Origin of the sequence: Streptomyces sp. NPDC001351, assembly GCF_042896045.1 — a bacterium.
Taxonomy (GTDB): Bacteria; Actinomycetota; Actinomycetes; order Streptomycetales; family Streptomycetaceae; genus Streptomyces.
Genome location: NZ_JBIAWS010000018.1, coordinates 121,278 through 138,796, shown reverse-complemented (window position 1 = coordinate 138,796; position 17,519 = coordinate 121,278). Strand labels below are relative to the sequence as shown.

The following is a 17,519-nucleotide window of genomic DNA, read 5'->3' as shown; positions in this document are numbered from 1 at the left end:
TCCTCACACGTAGGGGCTGTCGACGCCCGCGGCGGCCGGACGGGGCGCACGGGCCGGGCAGCAGCCGACCGGGCAGACGTTGTGGCTCGCGCCGAGGGCGCCCAGGGCGCAGGGCGTGACCTCCTCGCCGCGCTCCACGGACGCCCGCTCCAGTACGAGGTCGCGGATCGCGGCGGCGAAGCGCGGGTCGGCGCCGACGGTGGCCGAGCGGCGCATCGGCAGGCCCAGCTCCTCGGCCTTCGCCTTGGCCTCCGTGTCGAGGTCGTAGAGGACCTCCATGTGGTCGGAGACGAAACCGATGGGGGCGATGACGACCGCCGGGGCGCCGGCCGCGTGCCGCTCCTCCAGGTGGTCGCAGATGTCGGGCTCGAGCCACGGGATGTGCGGGGCGCCGGAGCGCGACTGGTAGACGAGCTGCCAGGGGTGGTCGACGCCGGTGCGCTCGCGGACCGCGTCGGCGATCAGCTGAGCCACCTCCAGGTGCTGCTCGACGTACGCGCCGCCCTCGCCGTGGTCCTCTACGGGGCCGGAGGTGTCCGCGGACGCGGTGGGGATGGAATGCGTCGAGAACGCGAGGTGCGCTCCGTCCCGAACGTCCTCGGGGAGGTCTGCCAGGGACTGCAGCACACCCTCGATCATGGGCTCCACGAAGCCCTCGTGGTTGAAGTAGTGCCGGAGCTTGTCGATCTTCGGCAGCTCCAGGCCCTCGGCCTCCAGTTCGGCGAGCGAGTCGGCGAGGTTCTCCCGGTACTGGCGGCAGCCCGAGTACGAGGCGTAGGCGCTGGTGGCGAGGACCAGGATGCGGCGGTGGCCGGCGGCGACCATCTCGCGCAGGGTGTCCGTCAGGTAGGGCGCCCAGTTGCGGTTGCCCCAGTGGATCGGCAGGTCCAGGCCGTGGTCCGCGAAGTCCTTGCGGAGGGCGTCCAGCAGGGCGCGGTTCTGGTCGTTGATGGGGCTGACCCCGCCGAACAGGAAGTAGTGCTGCCCGACTTCCTTCAGGCGTTCCTTGGGGATGCCCCGCCCGCGCGTCACGTTCTCCAGGAACGGGACCACGTCGTCCGGGCCCTCCGGGCCGCCGAACGAGAGCAGGAGCAGGGCGTCGTAGGGGGTGGCATCGAGCGCGTCTGACATGGGTCGATCCTGCCACCCGGCACTGACAGCCGGGAAACGACGGGGTGACCAGCGGGGGCGGGCCGCATTCCGGACGCGTTCACCCGCCGAATTGCCGGGTGCATTAGGGTGATCCCACTCGTAAGCTGTATCAGCTGTATTCGCACCTTACTGAGCCGCAGCCAGCACCTTTCCGTCGTCAGCACCTTTCTGAGCCGTAGCCATCGGAGACCCCGTGCCCAGCCCCTACCGCGCCCTGTTCGCCGCCCCCGGCACCAGGGGCTTCTCCGCCGCGGGCCTCCTCGGCCGGATGCCGCTGTCGATGATGGGCATCGGCGTGGTCACGATGATCTCCCAGCTCACCGGGCGCTACGGGCTCGCGGGCGGCCTGTCGGCGACCATCGCGCTCGCGGCCGCGGCGATCGGGCCGCAGATCTCACGGCTGGTGGACCAGTACGGGCAGCGCCGGGTGCTGCGGCCCGCGACGCTCGTCGCGCTCGCCTCGGCGGCCGGTCTGCTGCTCGCCGCGCACTTCCGGTGGCCGGACTGGGTGCTGTTCGTGTGCGCCGCCGGCATCGGCTCCGTGCCGAGCCTCGGCGCGATGATCCGCGCTCGCTGGGCCGCCCTGTACCGGGGCACTCCGCAGCTGCACACCGCGTACTCCTTCGAGTCGGTGGTGGACGAGGTGTGCTTCATCTTCGGGCCGATCATCTCCATCGGGCTGTCCACGGCCTGGTTCCCGGAGGCGGGGCCGCTGCTCGCCGCCTGTTTTCTGGCGACCGGCGTCTTCTGGCTGACCGCACAGCGTGCCACCGAGCCCGAGCCGCATCCCCGGGAGAAGCACGGCGGCGGTACGGCACTGCGCGCGCGTGGCCTGCAAGTGCTGGTGGCCACCTTCGTGGCGACCGGGACGATCTTCGGTTCCGTCGACGTGGTCACCGTGGCCTTCGCCGATGAGCGGGGGCACAAGGCCGCCGCGAGCGTCGTGCTCGCGCTGTACGCGGCGGGTTCCTGCGTGGCGGGCGTCGTCTTCGGACTGCTGCACCTCAAGGGGGCGCCCGCACGCCGCTGGCTGCTGGGCATATGCGCGATGGCCGTGAGTATGATCCCCCTCCTACTGGTCGGAAACTTGCCGTTTCTGGCCGTGGCGCTGTTCGTTGCGGGTCTGTCCATCGCTCCCACGATGATCACGACCATGTCCCTCATCGAAGAGCACGTACCACGCGCACAGTTGACCGAGGGCATGACCTGGGTGAGCACCGGCCTCGCGGTCGGCGTCGCGCTCGGCTCCTCGGCCGCCGGCTGGGTCATCGACGCGGCCGGCGCACGTGCCGGGTACGGGGTTCCGGCGGTGTCCGGGGCCGTCGCGGTCACGGTCGGTTTCCTGGGGTACCGCCGGCTCAGCAGGCCGGCTCCGCGTCGGGGAGGCACCGTTGAGCAGCACAGCGAGCGGGAAGAACGGCACGTGGCGTAACTGGGGCGGCAACGTCACGGCCCGGCCCGCGCGGGAGGTCGAGCCGGCCTCCGTGGAGGAACTGTCGGCGGCCGTACGGCAGGCCGCTCAGGACGGGCTGACGGTGAAGGCCGTCGGCACCGGGCACTCCTTCACGTCCATCGCCGCCACCGACGGTGTCTTGATCCGCCCTCAACTGTTGACCGGCATCCGCAAGATTGATCGGGACGCCATGACGGTCACGGTGGAGGCCGGCACCCCGCTCAAGAGACTCAACATGGCTCTGGCCCGCGAGGGTCTGTCGCTGACCAACATGGGCGACATCATGGAGCAGACGGTCTCCGGCGCCACCAGCACGGGCACCCACGGCACAGGTCGCGAGTCGGCCTCGATAGCCGCCCAGATCAAGGGACTTGAGCTGGTCACGGCGGACGGATCGGTGCTCACCTGCACCGAGAAGGAGAACCCGGAGGTCTTCGCGGCCGCCCGGATCGGCCTCGGTGCCCTCGGCATCGTCACCGCGATCACCTTCGCCGTGGAGCCGATCTTCCTGCTCACCGCACGCGAGGAACCGATGCCCTTCGACAGGGTGCTCGCCGAGTTCGACCAACTGTGGGCCGAGAACGAGCACTTCGAGTTCTACTGGTTCCCGCACACCGGCTCCACCAACACCAAGCGCAACAACCGCAGCGCGGGCCCGGAGAAACCGGTGAGCCGGCTTGCGGGCTGGTTCGAGGACGAGTTCCTCTCCAACGGCGTCTTCCAGGTCGCCCAGTGGGTCGGCCGGGCGGCGCCCGCGACCGTCCCGACGATCGCCCGGATCTCCAGCAAGGCCCTCTCCGCGCGCACTTACACCGACATTCCGTACAAGGTCTTCACCTCACCGCGCCGGGTGCGCTTCGTGGAGATGGAGTACGCCGTCCCGCGCGAGGCCCTCGCCGAGACGCTGCGCGAACTGAAGACCACGATGGACCGCTCCGGTCTGCGGGTCAGCTTCCCCGTCGAGGTGCGTACGGCACCCGCCGACGACATCACGCTGTCCACCGCCTCGGGCCGCGACAGCGCATACATCGCCGTCCATATGTTCCGGGGAACGCCCTATCAGGCGTACTTCACCGCCGCCGAGCGCATCTTCACCGCGCACGAGGGCCGGCCGCACTGGGGCAAGGTGCACACACGGGACGCCGAGTACTTCTCCGGGGTCTATCCGCGCTTCGGCGAGTTCACCGCGCTGCGGGACCGGCTCGATCCTGACCGGCGCTTCCAGAACGACTACCTGCGGCGGGTGTTGGGGCCGTAGCCATTGGTTCCGTTTCTGCCGATTCCGTGAAGTACGCCACGTTCAAGATCTCAAAACCCCCGCAACGGGCGGCCGGGTCCGGTTCGTTGCCAGAAGTTGGGCGGCGCGCCAATCCACGCACGTGGCCCGAATGGAGTACTGTTGCGAGCCCTGGGTCCGGTCTCCCGCCAGGGCGTCCGTGACCTTCAAGGACCGCCGGGAGGGGGCTAGTTGCACAGGGTGACGGAGTTGGTCACTTAGCGTTGCGAATAGGTAACCGTGCCATAACGGCGATCCAGGGCCCTGGCCCGACACGCCGGGCAACTCGGCAAGGTTGTGGCAGGCTGCACCCGGGCAGGCCACACTCGACTAGCGGAAGCAGCGACGCACGTGACGTCGGCAGGCACCACCCGGGAGGTCCCCATGCCCGAACTGCGTGTCGTGGCCGTCTCGAATGACGGCACACGGCTGGTGCTGAAGGCTGCCGACGCAACGGAGTACACGCTTCCGATCGACGAACGGCTGCGCGCGGCCGTCCGCGGCGACCGGCCCCGCCTCGGCCAGATCGAGATCGAGGTGGAGAGCCATCTCCGCCCCCGTGACATCCAGGCGCGTATACGCGCCGGTGCCTCCGCGGAAGAAGTCGCCCAGCTCGCCGGTATCCCCGTCGACCGCGTACGGCGCTTCGAGGGCCCCGTGCTGGCGGAGCGCGCGTTCATGGCCGAGCGGGCCCGCAAGACACCCGTCCGCCGGCCCGGTGAGAACGCCGGACCCCAGCTCGGCGAGGCCGTCCAGGAGCGTCTGCTGCACCGTGGCGCCGAGAAGGACACCGTGCAGTGGGACTCGTGGCGCCGCGACGACGGCACCTGGGAGGTCCTGCTGGTCTACCGGGTCGCGGGCGAACCGCACTCGGCGAGCTGGACGTACGACCCGCCCCGGCGGCTCGTGCAGGCCGTGGACGAGGAGGCGCGCTCGCTGATCGGCGAGTCCGAGGACCTCGCCGCGCCGGAGCCCAGCTTTCCGTTCGTGCCGCGCATCGCACGGCTGCCGCGCGACCGTCCGCTGGACCGTGCCCTCGAACGGCCGAGCCTGCCTGCGCAGGCGTCCGAGCCCGCCGAGGAGAGCGCGGGTGAACGGGACTCGCTGACCAGCCTGCTGGAAGCGGTACCGAGCTTCCGCGGCGACCTGGTGGTCCCGGAGCGCCCCGCAGAAGCGTCTCCTCCTCCGCCACCGCCGGAGGAGCCCGCCGCCGCTGCCGAACCCGAGGAAGAGGAACCCCCGGCGCCCGCGGCCTCGGCCGGTTCCGCCTATGCGGACGTCCTCATGCCCCGCTCGGTCACCAGCCACCGCGACCGCCTCGTCGGCGCCACGGACCGCCAGGCCGAGGCCGACGGCGTCCGCCCGGGCCGCCGCGCGGCAGTCCCCAGCTGGGACGAGATCGTCTTCGGCACACGCCGCAAGAAGCAGGAGTAGCCGACCGTACGGCCGCACGGTCAGCCGTACGTGGGTGAGGGCCGCGCCGACAAGGCGCGGCCCTCACCCACGCACGGCCTGCGAGCAGTCGTACCGCATGGCCCGGCTCCCACCCGACGAAGGGCGGCACCCGAGCCGCCGCCCGCGCAGTCTCCAGGCAGACGTGTTATTCGGGCACCCGCCCCCACCCGCCTGGCCTGCGGGCATGCGTGCCGCGCAAGAAAGCATCCGGCCCTGCGCAGCCTGCGGGGCAGTCGTAGCCGCCCGGTGCAGCTCCCGATCTGCGTAACCTGCGGGCATGAGTACCGCTCAGGGCGGCACCGGTGGGCGCAGGCGGTGCCCGGCCAGTGCCGGCGAGTGAGACCGCCCCAACAGCAGCGCAGGTCTACTGAGGGTCAGCGCCCACAGCAACCGGCCGGGACGGATCCGACGACCACTCCGACCACGAGCCCACGTACAGCGCCGCGTCGATCCCCGCAACCGCCAGCGCCAGCACCTCGTGCGCCCCGGAGACCCCCGAGCCGCAGTACACGCCGACCGGCGAACCGTCGGCCGCGCCAAGTGCCTTGAACCGATCGGCGAGTTCCTCCGCGGGCAGGAACCGGCCGTCCGCTCCCACGTTCTCGTTCGTGGGCGCCGACACCGCCCCGGGAATGTGCCCGCCGACCCGGTCGATCGGCTCCACCTCCCCGCGGTACCGCTCCCCCGCCCGCGCGTCGAACAGCACCCCGGCCCGAGCGAGCGCCGCCGCGCCGTCGGCGTCCAGCAACCCCGCCCCGCCCGCAGCCGGCTCGAAGTCGCCCTCCGCCGGCGCGGGCGCCGACGTCTCAAGCGGCCCCTCCCACGACGGCAACCCGCCGTCGAGGACCCGCACGTCCGGGTGACCCGTCCAGCGCAGCAGCCACCAGGCACGGGCCGCGGCCCAGCCCTGTCCGCCGTCGTACACGATCACCGGCGTCCCGGCCGAGACGCCCACCCGTCGCATCGCGGCGCCGAAGACCTCCAGGTCCGGCAGCGGGTGGCGGCCGCGTTCGCCGGGCGCGGAGGCGAGCTCCGAGTCCAGGTCGATGTAGACGGCACCGGGGAGGTGCCCGGCCGCGTACTCGGCCCGGCCGTCGAAGGGCGGCTCGCCGGCCGCCTTGGCCACACTGAGCTGCCAGCGGACATCGAGCAGTACGGGCGGGCGCGGCCCCGCGAGCTCGCTCGCGAGTTCAGAAGCGGAGATGATGGCGTTCATGGCCTCCATCCTCGCGCACGGGGTGGCCGCATCGCCCACGTCCGGCTACTCTGCTCGGCCGGACAGGCCCGATCACGAGGTGTACGGGTTCGGGCACATGCTGTACAGCTGATGGACATCCGTCGGCAATCGCACAGATACGGACGACAAACCGCACACCGGGCATCCTCCTGGCATGCGGCGCGCCCGGAGCGCGCGGTCGCATCTGTGGTGCGAGCATCTGCACGGAGATCCGGAGTGCGGAAGCGACACGGCGACTGCGAGGGGCCGAGGAGAGAGTGACGATGACTCAGGCACGGGGGTCGGCCGGCCCGAACGGCGAGACGTACGCCCGGCACGCGCCCGGCACGCCCTGCTGGGTGAGTCTGATGGTGCACGGTCTGGCCGCGACCCAGGACTTCTACGGTGCGCTGTTCGGCTGGGAGTTCCAGCCGGGCCCCCAGCAGCTCGGCCCGTACGCGCGGGCCCTGCTCGACGGCTACGAGGTGGCCGGCATCGGCCAGCTGCCGCCGGACCGCCATCTGCCGATCGCCTGGACGCCCTACCTCGCCTCGGACGACGTGGACCTGACCGCCGAGACGGTACGGCTGTGCGGCGGCACGATCGGGGTGGGGCCCCTGGACGCCGCCGAGGCCGGCCGTCTCGCGATCGGTTCGGACCCCGCCGGTGCCGTCTTCGGCATCTGGCAGGCGGCCGGGCACCTCGGCACGGCACTCACGGGCGTGCCCGGCACCCCGGCCTGGAACGAGCTGCTGACCTTCGAGTCGGTGAGCGTGGCCAAGTTCTACGAGACGGTCTTCGGCTACGAGGAGGAGCCGGTCGTCTCCGCCGACTTCGACTACGTGAGTCTGCACATCGAGGGCCGCCCGGTCGCCGGCATCCACGGCGTGGGCACCGCCCTGCCGCGCGACCGGGGCCCGCACTGGATCACGTACTTCGAAGTCGCCGACACGGACGAAGCCGTCGTCCGCCTCGTGGACCTGGGCGGCCACGTCCTCAAGTCCCCCAGGGACAGCGCCCACGGGCGCGTGGCCACGGTTGCCGACCCCGAGGGCGCCCGCTTCTCACTGATCGAGAGCCCGCGCACCTCGTAGCCGACGGCCTCCGTTGTGCGTGGCTCGGGCGCTGCACCAGCCAGGCCGCGCAGCGAGAGGGTGCTGCAGCGCAGCCTGCGCAAAGCTGCCGACAGGGCGTCAACGATGCCGTGCGGTCCGGCGTCACCGATGTCCTGGCCTGCGCATCAAGGTGCCGCCGAGGCGAGATAGGTACGCGTCCGCACGACTCGGACCCGGTCCGCCGCGAATTGGAGCAGTGATCCCGGCGCGGTCGCCGAAAACTTCACGCCTCCGGCCTCGCGTGCAGACATCAGAATGTCCTTCTGTGCTGGGGCAGCCCATCCTGCGACGCGAAGTTCTGAAACGGATTCGAACTGCAAATGAAACTCAAAGGCATTGAAGGGTTTCTCCTGCCATTCCGCGAGAGGGTTGGACGGGAGGTGCGAGGTATCGAATCCCAGTGTCACGGAATCTGCGCGCTCGTCGAGATGGACGTAGAAGAGGGCGCATGCGCTCAGCTCTGGCGGGGAATCGTAGAGGCTCGCGATGAGTGCGGGCTCCATGAGCAGTTGAACCCAGCTGTCAGCGCGCATAGAAGGTCTTTTCGTAGGTGCGGGGGATCGTCGAGAAGCGGCGTGCGTCGAGCTTGCTGAGGAAGTGGTGGGGGACCTCGTCCGAACCATCGGGTGCCCTGCGGAAACCGCTGATGTGACGGATGATCACGGACTCGTGGCTGCGAAAGCCGAGTGTGACCCCAGGACCTTGGACGGACACATCCACTCTCCGCGGTTCTTCCGTCGTCACTGCGGTGAGCTGCACTGTCGCGGACGGATTCCACTCCTGCAGGGCGAGGTGCTCGACCGCTGCAAAGTCAAGGTGACACTGCACCACATCGCACCCGCTCGCCGCCCATTCCGCGGGTGGATGTTCGGGGTAGCTCGGAAGGTCGACGCGGAGTGTGAGCGCGGGTCCGCGCGCGTTGAGGTTGATGGAACGCAGGCGGAATTCGTCCAGGCTGGGGAAGTCACCGTACAGCCGGCGAAGCGGCTCAGGGTCGGCTGGGATGAGTGGAACGGTCATAGTAGTAGTGCTCTTCGGCTCCGGGGACTTGCCCATTACGGGTGTCGTCCATCGGTCGTACATGGACGTGCGCGGGTTGGTGGCCAGGGGTTCCGGGTTCCTGGTGACCGAAGTGATGGTCCTGGAACACGATGAGGTCCTCGCCGTTGGGATGCTCGTATATCTCCTCGGTGTAGTAGATCGGTTGGTTGTTCTCGTCCATGAGATGCTTCGACCCCTGCCACTCGGGCGTCGTGGCCCTGACCCAGTCGTTCTGCCTCGATCAGCTCGTTCATGTGGCTGTTGGACAGCTGTGCCCACTTCGCGAGCAGTGCCTCGTACGACGCCCCTTGGTACACCGCGCCAAGACGTTTGATCGTCGCGGTGGATTCCTGGTGCGTGTTGTCCACGTTCTGCGCGAACTCCCGTACATGCGCGGCGAATTCACGGACCTTGTCCTCGTTGACGTTCGGCCAGTTCACCCCGATGAACTGGAGGAACGACACCACTTCCTCCGGCAGCTCAATTGCCATCCCGACCCCCGTGTGTCACATCCACGACAGCCCATCAGGTATGCCGCCCAGAAGGGGTAACTGTCTGGCAAACGCGCGATCAAGTCGACGGCCCGGGCTTGTCGGACCGGGGATCATGGCACCGCAGAGCACCCACCAAGGGCGGCACCCAGGCTCCGCGGCCCTCCTCCTCGTCCGCCGTGAAGGGGACTTTGACGCGCGACGGGCGCCAGGTGGCGAGACCACCACGCTCAGGGGATCGGAGGCCGCCGGGGCCGTCCCCGACGCGAGCGGTACCGGCCGAGACCGCCCCTCAACCATCACCGTGAACAAATGCCCAGGTCAGCGCCACGCGCACGACCAGCCATGTTGCGTGGCTCCTCCTCAGGACTCGAACCTGCAGCCAAGGCCACCTGCCGAGCCCACTCCCGGGCGCCTCCCCGTCCCCCATGGCCGGCACAGCCCGAAGATCAAGCCGCCGCGCCGGCCAGAGGTCACGTGGCCGTGACCGGCAGCACGTCCGGCGACAGCGCCGCTGCCCGTGCCGTGGCGCTCGTCATCCGCCTGCGGTGATGACGTCGGCAGAGCACCTCGTACCCGACCTCCGCCGCCGACTGGGCCACGTCGCCCACGACGACCTGCTCCCCCTCGACGACCATCTCCCCACCCACGGTGCGCGCATTGTGCGTGGCCCGGGCACCGCACCAGCACATCGCCTCGACCTGCAAAGTCTCCAGGCGATCGGCAAGTTCGATCAAACGCTGGGAACCAGGGAAGAGTCTCGTCCGAAAGTCGGTGGTGATGCCGAACGCGAAGACATCCAGCTCCAAGTCGTCCACGATCCGGGCCAGTTGGTCGATCTGCCCGGACAGCAGGAACTGGGCCTCGTCCACGATCACGTAGTCGACCCGGCCACCCCGAGACAACTGCTCCACCACATATCCGTACAGATCCAGCCCCGGACCGGCCTCCACCGCGTCGGTCACCAGGCCCAGACGCGACGACAGCTTGCCCTCACCGGCACGGTCGTCACGCGTGAAGATCAGCCCCTGCAGACCACGCGCCGATCGATTGTGTTCGATCTGTAGCGCCAAAGTCGACTTCCCGCAGTCCATGGTTCCGGAGAAGAACACCAGCTCGGGCATGGCGAGTTGAGCACCTTTCGGTGGATGAGGAGTGGAGAGGAACGGAGGGCGGGCCTCAGGAGCGTACTTCGAGGAGGGGGACCAGCTGTTCGGCAGGGGTCATCGAGCCGTGGTTGCCGACCATCGCCGACTCCTTGGGCTCGCGCTCGGAGGCGATGATCAGTACGTCGTCGCGGGCGGCCGCGACCACGTCGCCGATGCGGGCGTACACACGCTCGTCGATGTGCGGTCCGAACCAGCCCGCCGCGATCGCCTCGTCCCGCGAGGCCACCCAGAACTGCTCGCCGAGCACCTCGCGCCAGACGGTGAGTACGTCGTTCTCGGCGCCCGGGACCGCGTACACGTGCCGGGCGCGGCCCTCACCGCCGAGCAGGGCGACGCCGGCGCGCAGTTCCCAGTCCTCGTCGAAGTCGATGCGGTGCTGCTCGTCGAAGGGGATGTCGACCATGCCGTGGTCGGCGGTGACGTACAGCGCGGTGCGCGGCGGGAGTTGCTCGGCGAGGCGCTGGACGAGTCGGTCGACATGCATGAGCTGGCCACGCCAGGTGTCGGACTCGACGCCGTAGCGGTGGCCGGCGCCGTCCAGTTCGGCGTAGTACGTGTAGACCAAGGAGCGGTCGCCGGCGGCCAGTTGCCCGGCCGCGAGGTCCATGCGGTCCTCGCCGGACAGCCGGCCGTGGAACGTTCCGCCGCTCAGGGCGACCTTGGTCAGCGGGGTGTTCTCGAAGGTCGGCGAGGTCACCTGGGCCGCGTGCACCCCGGCCTGTTCGGCCAGCTGGAAGACGGTGGGATACGGCTGCCAGGCGCGCGGCGACGTCCAGGGCCGCCAGCGCAGCTGGTTCATCAGCTCGCCGGTCTCCGGGTTGCGCACGGTGTAGCCGGGCAGGCCGTGCGCACCGGGCGGCAGACCGGTGCCGACGGAGGCGAGTGAGGTCGCGGTGGTCGCCGGGTAGCCGGCGGTCAGGGGGCGGCCGGTGCCGCCGCGCGAGGTGCCGAGGAGCGAGGTCATGAAGGGCGCCTCGTCCGGGTGCGCCTTCAGCTGCTCCCAGCCGAGCCCGTCGATCAGGAACACGCAGTTGCGGTCGGCGGGGGTCAGCTCGGTGATCGCGGCGGTCATGCCCGGTACGGCCATGCCGGCGGCCAGTGTGGGCAGCAGGTCGGCTAGGGAGCCTCTGCCGTACTCGGGCGGTGGCGCGGAGTCGACGGCGAGGGGTTCCGGGTGGGTGTCCCAGGGAGCGGACTGCGACATCAGCGGGTGGTGTCCGCGGTGGCCTCGGAGAGCGACTGGGCGAAGGCGAGCGCCTGACGGACGGTCTCCGGTCCGTCACCGGCCTCGCTGACGCGCAGGCTGAGGTCGTCCGCCGTCGAGTTGCCCGTGTACCCGTGGTCGGCCTCGCAGTTGGGGTCGCCGCAGGCGGCCGGCTCGAGGTCGATGCGCGAGACGGCGCCCCAGCCGATGGTGAGGACGACCTCGCGGGGCAGGGTGCCCGGCTGGTACTGCTCCGGGTTGGCGACCACGCGGCTGACCACGACCGAGGAGATCCGGCCGAGTTTCACGGACTCCGTCGAGGTCGTGGCGTACGGCGTCGGGGAGGTGGTGTCCGCGGCCTGCTCGTCGGTGTGGCTGACGATGAAGCGGTTGCCGGTGAGGACGAGCACCGTGACGTGCCGCCGCACCTCGTTCGCGTCGAACGTGGTCTCCTGGTGGACCAGGAACGACCGGATGGGCTCGCCGCCCACGGCGGCCTCCACCGCCTCGGCCACGAGGGCCGGGTAGTAGCCGCTGCGCTCGATCGCCGCGCGCAGCCCCTGGGTCGTCGTACTGGTCTTGGCCATGACGTCCATCCTACGGGGGTGCACTGACTGCGAGGCACCGGTCAGCACTGTCTCGGCGCACGTCTCAGTAGACGGGAAGGGTGCGGGGCCCGAGGTCGTCGCGGGCGGGTGGCGGCGCGAGGCGGACGGAGGCGCCGAGGACGGTCAGACCGCGGGGTGCGACGACGACCGGTTCCAGGGTCACCGCGACGACCTCGGGGTGGTCGTCGACCAGTCTGGACACCCTGAGCAGCAGTTCTTCCAGCGCAGGGGTGTCGACCGGCGTCGAGCCACGCCAGCCGAACAGGAGCGGCGCCGTCCGGATCGACCGGACCAGGGAGGCCGCCTCCCGGTCGGTGACCGGGACCAGCCGGTGCGCCATGTCGCCGAGCAGCTGGGAGGCGGCTCCGGCGAGCCCGAAGGACAGGACGGCCCCGGCCGCCGGGTCGATGACGGCCCGTACCACCGTGTCCACACCGCGTGGTGCCATCCCCTGCACCACCGGCCTGAGCTCCTCCGGCTTCCCGAACAGCTCGGTCAACTCGGCGTACGCGCGCCGCAGTTGGTCCTCGTCCGCGAGATCCAGGCGTACGCCGCCCAGGTCGGCGCGGTGGCGCAGGTGCGGGGCGGTGGCCTTGAGGGCGACGGGGTAGCCGAGGGTCTCGGCGGCCCGGACGGCGTCGTCCGGGGTGAAGGCGGGCACCGCCCTGCGCACGGGGATGCCGTACCGCCCGAGCAGCTCGCAGGTGTCCTCGGTGCCGAGCGTGAGCCCCTGCCCGCGCGCGAGCATCCTGTCGATGAGCCGGGCGGCTCCCTTCTCGTCGATGTCCTCGTACTCGGGCACCTTGCCGGGGTCGGCGCTGTCGCGGCGCCATTGCGCGTACCTCACGGCTTCGCCGAGGGCACGGACGGCGCGCTCGGCGGCGGGGTAGGCGGGGATGAGGCGGGAGCAGGTGGCGGGGGCCGCGGGCTCCGGTGCGCGTGCCGGAGGGGGCAGTTGCTGCGAGGGGCGCAGCCGGCGGGTGGCGGTCGCCGCGGTGTCCGGCTGCGGTGCGGTGCTGGTCGCGGCCGACAGGGCCTCCGCGAGGCCGCCGAGTTCCACGTGGACCACGAGTACGGGCTTGCCCGGAACGGACTCGGCGGCCGATCGCAGCGCCTCCGCCAGCTCGGCATCACCGGGCGACCCCTCGCCGATCGCCGGGATCGCGGTCACCACCACCGCATCGCACGCGTCGTCCCCGAGAGCCCGCAGCAGCGCCTGGTGGAAGTCCTCCGCCGAGGCCCCCGTGGTCAGGTCCAGCGGCCTGAGGGGCCGGAGCCCCTCGGAGAGACAGGCGTCGTACGTCAGCAGCCCCAGGGACTCGGAGTTCCCCAGGATCGCCACCCGTGGGCCCGCCGGCAGGGGCTGCCGTGCGAGCAGCAGGCCCGCGTCGACCAGCTCGGTGATCGTGTCCACGCGGATCAGGCCGGCCTGCCTGAGCAGCGCGGACACCGTCGCATGCGGCAGCCGGGTGGCCCGTACGGCATGTCCCTGCGGGGCGGATCCGGCGCCCTGGACCACGACCAGGGGCTTCGCGGCGGCCGTGCGACGGGCGAGGCGGGTGAACTTGCGCGGGTTGCCGATGGACTCCAGGTACATGAGGACGACATCGGTGTCGGGGTCGTCGTACCAGTACTGGATGACGTCGTTGCCGGACACGTCCGCGCGGTTGCCGGACGACACGAAGGTGGACACGCCCGTGACTCCCGTGACGCCGCCTCCTCGTCGCTGCAGCCGGGACAGCAGCGCGATGCCGATGGCGCCGGACTGGGCGAACAGACCGATCCGGCCGGGGCGGGGCATCTCCGGGGCGAGTGAGGCGTTCAGCCGTACCTCGGAGGACGTGTTGATGATCCCGAAGGCGTTCGGCCCGATGATCCGCATGCCGTACGTGCGCGCGTGCCGTACGAGTTCGCGCTGGCGCTCGCGCCCCTCGGGCCCGCTCTCGGCGTACCCGGCGGAGACGACGACGAGTCCCTGCACGCCGTGCTCGCCGCACTCGGTGACCGCCTCGGGGACGTGCTCGGCCGGCACGGCGACGACCGCGAGGTCGACGGGGCCGTCGATGTCGCGGACGGAGCGGTGGGCGGGGACGCCGTCGAGCTCCTTGACGTCTTGGGGGAGCGCCTTGTTCACGGCGTACAGCGCCCCGGTGAAGCCGGCGTCGCGGATGTTGTCGAGGATGCTGCGGCCCACGCCTGAGGGGCTGCGGCCGGCGCCGACCACGGCGACGGAGCCGGGCACGAGCAGCCGCCGCACCGAGCGCGCCTCGGCGCGCTGCTCACGCGCGCGCTGGACGGCGAGGGAGCGGTCGGTGGGTTCGAGGTCGAACTCCAGGCGTACGACACCGTCCTCGAAGCTGCGCTTCTGGGTGTACCCGGCGTCCGTGAACACCTTGATCATCTTGTTGTTGGCGGGCAGCACCTCGGCGGCGAAGCGGCGGATGCCGCGCTCCCGGGCGACCGCGGCGATGTGTTCGAGGAGGGCGGAGGCGACGCCGCGCCCCTGGTGGGCGTCCTGCACGAGGAAGGCGACCTCGGCCTCGTCGGCCGGAGCCGACGCGGGCATGCCGTCGGCGCCGATGCGGTCATAGCGTACGGTGGCGATGAACTCGCCGCCGACCGTGGCCGCGAGTCCCACCCGGTCCACAAAGTCGTGGTGCGTGAAGCGGTGGACGTCCTTGGCGGACAGACGAGGGTAGGGCGCGAAGAAGCGGTAGTACTTCGACTCGTCCGAAACCTGCTCGTAGAAGCTGACCAGGCGCTCGGCGTCATCAACGGTGATGGGGCGGATGCGCGCGGTGCCGCCGTCGCGCAGCACCACGTCGGCCTCCCAGTGGGCTGGGTACTCGTGCCGGTCCGGCGAGGTCTGCATGGGCCCCAGAGTACGGCTCGCGTCCGACAACGGCGCGAGGCAGTCTGTGGAGAACACGGCAGTCCGTTGAGAAGAGAACAAGGACGGAAGTCGGGCCGAGGCCGCGGCCCGACCGCCCACCCCGGACGGGACACAGGACCGCTCCGGAGACGTTTCACGTGTGGGAAACTGGTCTAGACAACCCTGAGACACTGAAGGGCAGCATCACATGGCTGAGCGCCGCGTCAACGTCGGCTGGGCCGAGGGCCTCCACGCCCGCCCCGCTTCCATCTTCGTCCGGGCCGCCACGGCCGCAGGTATCCCGGTGACGATCGCCAAGGCCGACGGCAACCCCGTCAACGCGGCCTCCATGCTGGCCGTTCTCGGCCTGGGCGCCCAGGGCGGCGAGGAGATCGTGCTCGCCTCCGAGGCCGAGGGTGCGGACGTCGCCCTCGACCGGCTGGCGAAGCTGGTCTCCGAGGGGCTCGAGGAGCTTCCCGAGACCGTCTGATCACGGCACCACAGAAGGGCTCGTCCGAATTGCCGGGCGAGCCCTTCGCATTTCCCGCGCAGGGGCGCTGCAATTTCCGATCACGGGCAGCAGAAACAATGCCCCTCGAATTGTTCCTTCTTTGTATACGGCGCCCGTGTTAATGCCGCAGGCCCGACATGTTTACGGCATGTTGCGAGTTCCTCACACCGTTCACCCGCTCCGGGCCGCCGAAGCGCAGCCGGTGCACGGCGCTCGAGCGCTCGGTGTGCAGCGCGGTGACCGCCCGCGCGCGCTCGCTGTCGCCGCGGGCCACGGCGTCGACGATCGCGCCGTGCTCCGCCCAGGACTCCACGGGGTTGGCCGGTGCCTCCACGGCGTACATCCAGGCGATCTTGTGGCGCAGCTGGGTCAGCATCGAGGTCAGCGCGGGGCTTCCGGAGGCCTGGGCGAGCGTCTCGTGGAACCAGCCCCCCAGGGAGCGCAGATCCTCGCTGTTGCCCCTCCTGGCCCGCTCCTGGCCCAGTCTGACCAGGCCGCGCAGGACCTTGAGATGGGCGTCGGTGCGCCGCTGGGCGGCCCGGGAGGCGCCGAGCGGTTCCAGCAGCATGCGCATCTCCAGCAGGTCGGCGGCCTCCTGCTCGGTCGGTTCCGCGACGCACGCGCCCGCGTGCCGCCGGGTCACCACGAAGCCCTCGGCCTCCAGGGTGCGCAGGGCCTCGCGCACGGGGACGCGCGAGACGCCGTAGCGGCGCGCGAGGAGTTCCTCGGTGAGGCGGCTGCCGCGCTCGTAGACACCGGCGACGATGTCGTCCCGGATCGCCGTGCACACCGAGTGCGCCGGAATACGCATGACCGACCTCCGACTTAATCCCCGTGAAACGTCGATGATTGACGTGTATCGGTGACTCTATTGCACGGAGCCGGAATTTCCGACGGCGGGCCGGAATCCATGGATATTTTTTGGACAGCGGGGCGGCAGAAACACCGAAAGCCCCGGCTCGGGAGCCGGGGCTTCAGCAGATCCTGCGATCCGTCGTCAGACGTTCACGCCGTGCGAGCGCAGATAGGCGACGGGGTCGATGTCCGAGCCGTACTCGGGGGTCGTACGGGCCTCGAAGTGCAGGTGCGGTCCGGTGGTGTTGCCGGTCGCGCCGGAGAGGCCTATCTGCTGGCCCGGGGTGACCGTCTGGCCCACCGAGACGCCGATGGACGACAGATGGCCGTACTGGGTGTACGTGCCGTCCTGCATCTTGATCACGATCTGGTTGCCGTAGGCGCCGCCCCAGCCGGTCTGGACGACGGTGCCGGCGCCGACCGCGTGGACGGGCGTACCGCTCGCGGCGTGGAAGTCGATGCCGGTGTGGCTGCCGGAGGACCACAGGGAGCTGCTGGCCCGGTAGCCGGTGGAGACGTACGAGTTCGATATCGGCGCCACGAACGTGTTGAGGCGCTTGCGCTCGGCCTCGCGGGCGGCGCGCTCCTTGGCCTCGCGCTCCTGCTTGGCCTGGGCGGCGGCCTTCTCGCGTGCCGCCTCCTGGGCCGCCTTCTTGAGCGCGGCCTCCTCGGCGGCCTGCTTCTGGGCGTCGGCCTGGGCGTCGATCTTGTCGGCGATCGTGTCGCCGATGGTGATGACGGGGGTGAGCCCGGTCTGCTCGACGGAGGTGTCGGCGGCGAGCGCGGGGGCTGCCAGGGTACCGATGACGCCGGTGGCGGCGAGGGCCGCGACCCCGGCGGCGCGGGTGCTGGTGCGGTGCATCCGTGCGGGGCGACGGTGCTTCCCGGTGGCGCGCGTGAACGCCATGTGGTGGCTGGTCCTTTCCTTCCCTCTCGCCTACCGGGTTAGCTGACGGGTTCGGAGCAGGAAGGTCTCCTACGGACTCCCTCGCTGCACGCGCGGGCGTCCGATTCACCCCAGGGACTGCGGTGGGTCCCCGGCTCCCCTGGCTCGCGCCGTACGGGGACTCGGCGATGGCTGTCCGGTGCCGCGGATGCGGC

General features: G+C 70.6%; 16 protein-coding genes, 1 pseudogene and 1 riboswitch. Of the genes and pseudogenes, 5 read left to right on the top strand and 12 right to left on the bottom strand.

What is annotated here, in order from left to right; genetic code table 11:
• Window positions 1-3 precede the first annotated feature (3 nt).
• On the bottom strand, window positions 4-1,131 hold the full coding sequence (locus ACFY1U_RS43750; protein ID WP_390699666.1) for a ferrochelatase: 1,128 nt from the start codon (window positions 1,129-1,131) through the stop codon (window positions 4-6).
• Window positions 1,132-1,345: 214 nt separating this feature from the next.
• Between ACFY1U_RS43750 and ACFY1U_RS43745 the strand changes: the two genes are divergently transcribed.
• The 3 genes from ACFY1U_RS43745 (at window position 1,346) to sepH (ending at window position 5,315) form a co-directional block, all read left to right on the top strand.
• Window positions 1,346-2,584 (top strand): MFS transporter, encoded by a 1,239-nt coding sequence (locus ACFY1U_RS43745; protein WP_390699665.1) that lies wholly within the window; start codon window positions 1,346-1,348, stop codon window positions 2,582-2,584.
• Entirely contained in the window at window positions 2,544-3,863 is a 1,320-nt protein-coding gene (locus ACFY1U_RS43740; RefSeq protein WP_390699664.1) for a D-arabinono-1,4-lactone oxidase, read from the top strand. The genes ACFY1U_RS43745 and ACFY1U_RS43740 overlap by 41 nt, the downstream gene beginning before the upstream one ends.
• Before the next feature lie 402 nt (window positions 3,864-4,265).
• A complete protein-coding gene (sepH, locus tag ACFY1U_RS43735; protein ID WP_390699663.1) occupies window positions 4,266-5,315 on the top strand; it encodes a septation protein SepH in 1,050 nt (349 codons plus the stop codon).
• Window positions 5,316-5,700: 385 nt separating this feature from the next.
• On the opposite strand, the gene ACFY1U_RS43730 is transcribed toward sepH, so the two are convergent.
• The gene (locus tag ACFY1U_RS43730) at window positions 5,701-6,552 is read right to left on the bottom strand and encodes a sulfurtransferase (RefSeq protein WP_390699662.1); all 852 of its coding nucleotides are present in this window, start codon (window positions 6,550-6,552) and stop codon (window positions 5,701-5,703) included.
• A gap of 284 nt (window positions 6,553-6,836) precedes the next feature.
• Here ACFY1U_RS43730 and ACFY1U_RS43725 point away from each other — a divergent pair, with 284 nt between their 5' ends.
• Window positions 6,837-7,646 (top strand): VOC family protein, encoded by an 810-nt coding sequence (locus ACFY1U_RS43725; RefSeq protein ID WP_390699661.1) that lies wholly within the window; start codon window positions 6,837-6,839, stop codon window positions 7,644-7,646.
• A 146-nt stretch (window positions 7,647-7,792) separates the two neighbouring features.
• On the opposite strand, the gene ACFY1U_RS43720 is transcribed toward ACFY1U_RS43725, so the two are convergent.
• The 8 genes and pseudogenes from ACFY1U_RS43720 to ACFY1U_RS43685 all read right to left on the bottom strand — a co-directional run bounded on the left by ACFY1U_RS43720 (window position 7,793) and on the right by ACFY1U_RS43685 (window position 15,052).
• Window positions 7,793-8,200, bottom strand: a complete 408-nt coding sequence (locus ACFY1U_RS43720; RefSeq protein ID WP_390699660.1) for an Imm50 family immunity protein — start codon at window positions 8,198-8,200, stop codon at window positions 7,793-7,795.
• Window positions 8,190-8,687, bottom strand: a complete 498-nt coding sequence (locus ACFY1U_RS43715; RefSeq protein ID WP_390699659.1) for an Imm50 family immunity protein — start codon at window positions 8,685-8,687, stop codon at window positions 8,190-8,192. Before ACFY1U_RS43715 ends, ACFY1U_RS43720 begins: the two co-directional genes overlap by 11 nt.
• Window positions 8,656-8,889 (bottom strand): HNH/endonuclease VII fold putative polymorphic toxin, encoded by a 234-nt coding sequence (locus tag ACFY1U_RS43710; protein WP_390699658.1) that lies wholly within the window; start codon window positions 8,887-8,889, stop codon window positions 8,656-8,658. The genes ACFY1U_RS43715 and ACFY1U_RS43710 overlap by 32 nt, the downstream gene beginning before the upstream one ends.
• Window positions 8,890-8,959: 70 nt before the next feature.
• Window positions 8,960-9,199: pseudogene (locus ACFY1U_RS43705) on the bottom strand (WXG100 family type VII secretion target); the annotation flags it as partial.
• A gap of 473 nt (window positions 9,200-9,672) precedes the next feature.
• Entirely contained in the window at window positions 9,673-10,323 is a 651-nt protein-coding gene (locus tag ACFY1U_RS43700; RefSeq protein ID WP_390699657.1) for a thymidine kinase, read from the bottom strand.
• 55 nt (window positions 10,324-10,378) lie between these two features.
• Entirely contained in the window at window positions 10,379-11,572 is a 1,194-nt protein-coding gene (locus tag ACFY1U_RS43695; RefSeq protein WP_390699656.1) for an alkaline phosphatase family protein, read from the bottom strand.
• Window positions 11,572-12,168, bottom strand: a complete 597-nt coding sequence (locus ACFY1U_RS43690) for a DUF5998 family protein (protein ID WP_390699655.1) — start codon at window positions 12,166-12,168, stop codon at window positions 11,572-11,574. Before ACFY1U_RS43690 ends, ACFY1U_RS43695 begins: the two co-directional genes overlap by 1 nt.
• 55 nt (window positions 12,169-12,223) lie before the next feature.
• Window positions 12,224-15,052, bottom strand: coding sequence for a GNAT family N-acetyltransferase (locus ACFY1U_RS43685; protein WP_390699654.1), 2,829 nt, complete (start codon window positions 15,050-15,052; stop codon window positions 12,224-12,226).
• 208 nt (window positions 15,053-15,260) lie between these two features.
• Between ACFY1U_RS43685 and ACFY1U_RS43680 the strand changes: the two genes are divergently transcribed.
• A complete protein-coding gene (locus ACFY1U_RS43680; RefSeq protein WP_030605519.1) occupies window positions 15,261-15,542 on the top strand; it encodes an HPr family phosphocarrier protein in 282 nt (93 codons plus the stop codon).
• A 139-nt stretch (window positions 15,543-15,681) separates the two neighbouring features.
• Here the strand turns inward: ACFY1U_RS43680 and ACFY1U_RS43675 are convergent, their stop codons facing one another.
• Together ACFY1U_RS43675 and ACFY1U_RS43670 are read right to left on the bottom strand one after the other, a co-directional pair.
• Window positions 15,682-16,374 (bottom strand): GntR family transcriptional regulator, encoded by a 693-nt coding sequence (locus tag ACFY1U_RS43675; protein ID WP_390699653.1) that lies wholly within the window; start codon window positions 16,372-16,374, stop codon window positions 15,682-15,684.
• Between the two features lie 186 nt (window positions 16,375-16,560).
• Window positions 16,561-17,325, bottom strand: a complete 765-nt coding sequence (locus ACFY1U_RS43670; protein ID WP_390699652.1) for a M23 family metallopeptidase — start codon at window positions 17,323-17,325, stop codon at window positions 16,561-16,563.
• Between the two features lie 12 nt (window positions 17,326-17,337).
• Window positions 17,338-17,502: riboswitch (cyclic di-AMP (ydaO/yuaA leader) on the bottom strand.
• Window positions 17,503-17,519: the final 17 nt, after the last annotated feature.

What these genes read in the sequence shown, in the direction of transcription:
- ACFY1U_RS43690 (WP_390699655.1), bottom strand. Translation starts at nt 12,168, where the DNA reads ATGGACGTCATGGCCAAGACCAGTACGACGACCCAGGGGCTGCGCGCG.
- ACFY1U_RS43700 (WP_390699657.1), bottom strand. Translation starts at nt 10,323, where the DNA reads ATGCCCGAGCTGGTGTTCTTCTCCGGAACCATGGACTGCGGGAAGTCG.
- ACFY1U_RS43675 (WP_390699653.1), bottom strand. Translation starts at nt 16,374, where the DNA reads ATGCGTATTCCGGCGCACTCGGTGTGCACGGCGATCCGGGACGACATC.
- ACFY1U_RS43695 (WP_390699656.1), bottom strand. Translation starts at nt 11,572, where the DNA reads ATGTCGCAGTCCGCTCCCTGGGACACCCACCCGGAACCCCTCGCCGTC.
- ACFY1U_RS43720 (WP_390699660.1), bottom strand. Translation starts at nt 8,200, where the DNA reads ATGCGCGCTGACAGCTGGGTTCAACTGCTCATGGAGCCCGCACTCATC.
- ACFY1U_RS43670 (WP_390699652.1), bottom strand. Translation starts at nt 17,325, where the DNA reads ATGGCGTTCACGCGCGCCACCGGGAAGCACCGTCGCCCCGCACGGATG.
- ACFY1U_RS43730 (WP_390699662.1), bottom strand. Translation starts at nt 6,552, where the DNA reads ATGAACGCCATCATCTCCGCTTCTGAACTCGCGAGCGAGCTCGCGGGG.
- ACFY1U_RS43715 (WP_390699659.1), bottom strand. Translation starts at nt 8,687, where the DNA reads ATGACCGTTCCACTCATCCCAGCCGACCCTGAGCCGCTTCGCCGGCTG.
- ACFY1U_RS43685 (WP_390699654.1), bottom strand. Translation starts at nt 15,052, where the DNA reads ATGCAGACCTCGCCGGACCGGCACGAGTACCCAGCCCACTGGGAGGCC.
- sepH (WP_390699663.1), top strand. Translation starts at nt 4,266, where the DNA reads ATGCCCGAACTGCGTGTCGTGGCCGTCTCGAATGACGGCACACGGCTG.
- ACFY1U_RS43680 (WP_030605519.1), top strand. Translation starts at nt 15,261, where the DNA reads ATGGCTGAGCGCCGCGTCAACGTCGGCTGGGCCGAGGGCCTCCACGCC.
- ACFY1U_RS43725 (WP_390699661.1), top strand. Translation starts at nt 6,837, where the DNA reads ATGACTCAGGCACGGGGGTCGGCCGGCCCGAACGGCGAGACGTACGCC.
- ACFY1U_RS43710 (WP_390699658.1), bottom strand. Translation starts at nt 8,889, where the DNA reads ATGGACGAGAACAACCAACCGATCTACTACACCGAGGAGATATACGAG.
- ACFY1U_RS43750 (WP_390699666.1), bottom strand. Translation starts at nt 1,131, where the DNA reads ATGTCAGACGCGCTCGATGCCACCCCCTACGACGCCCTGCTCCTGCTC.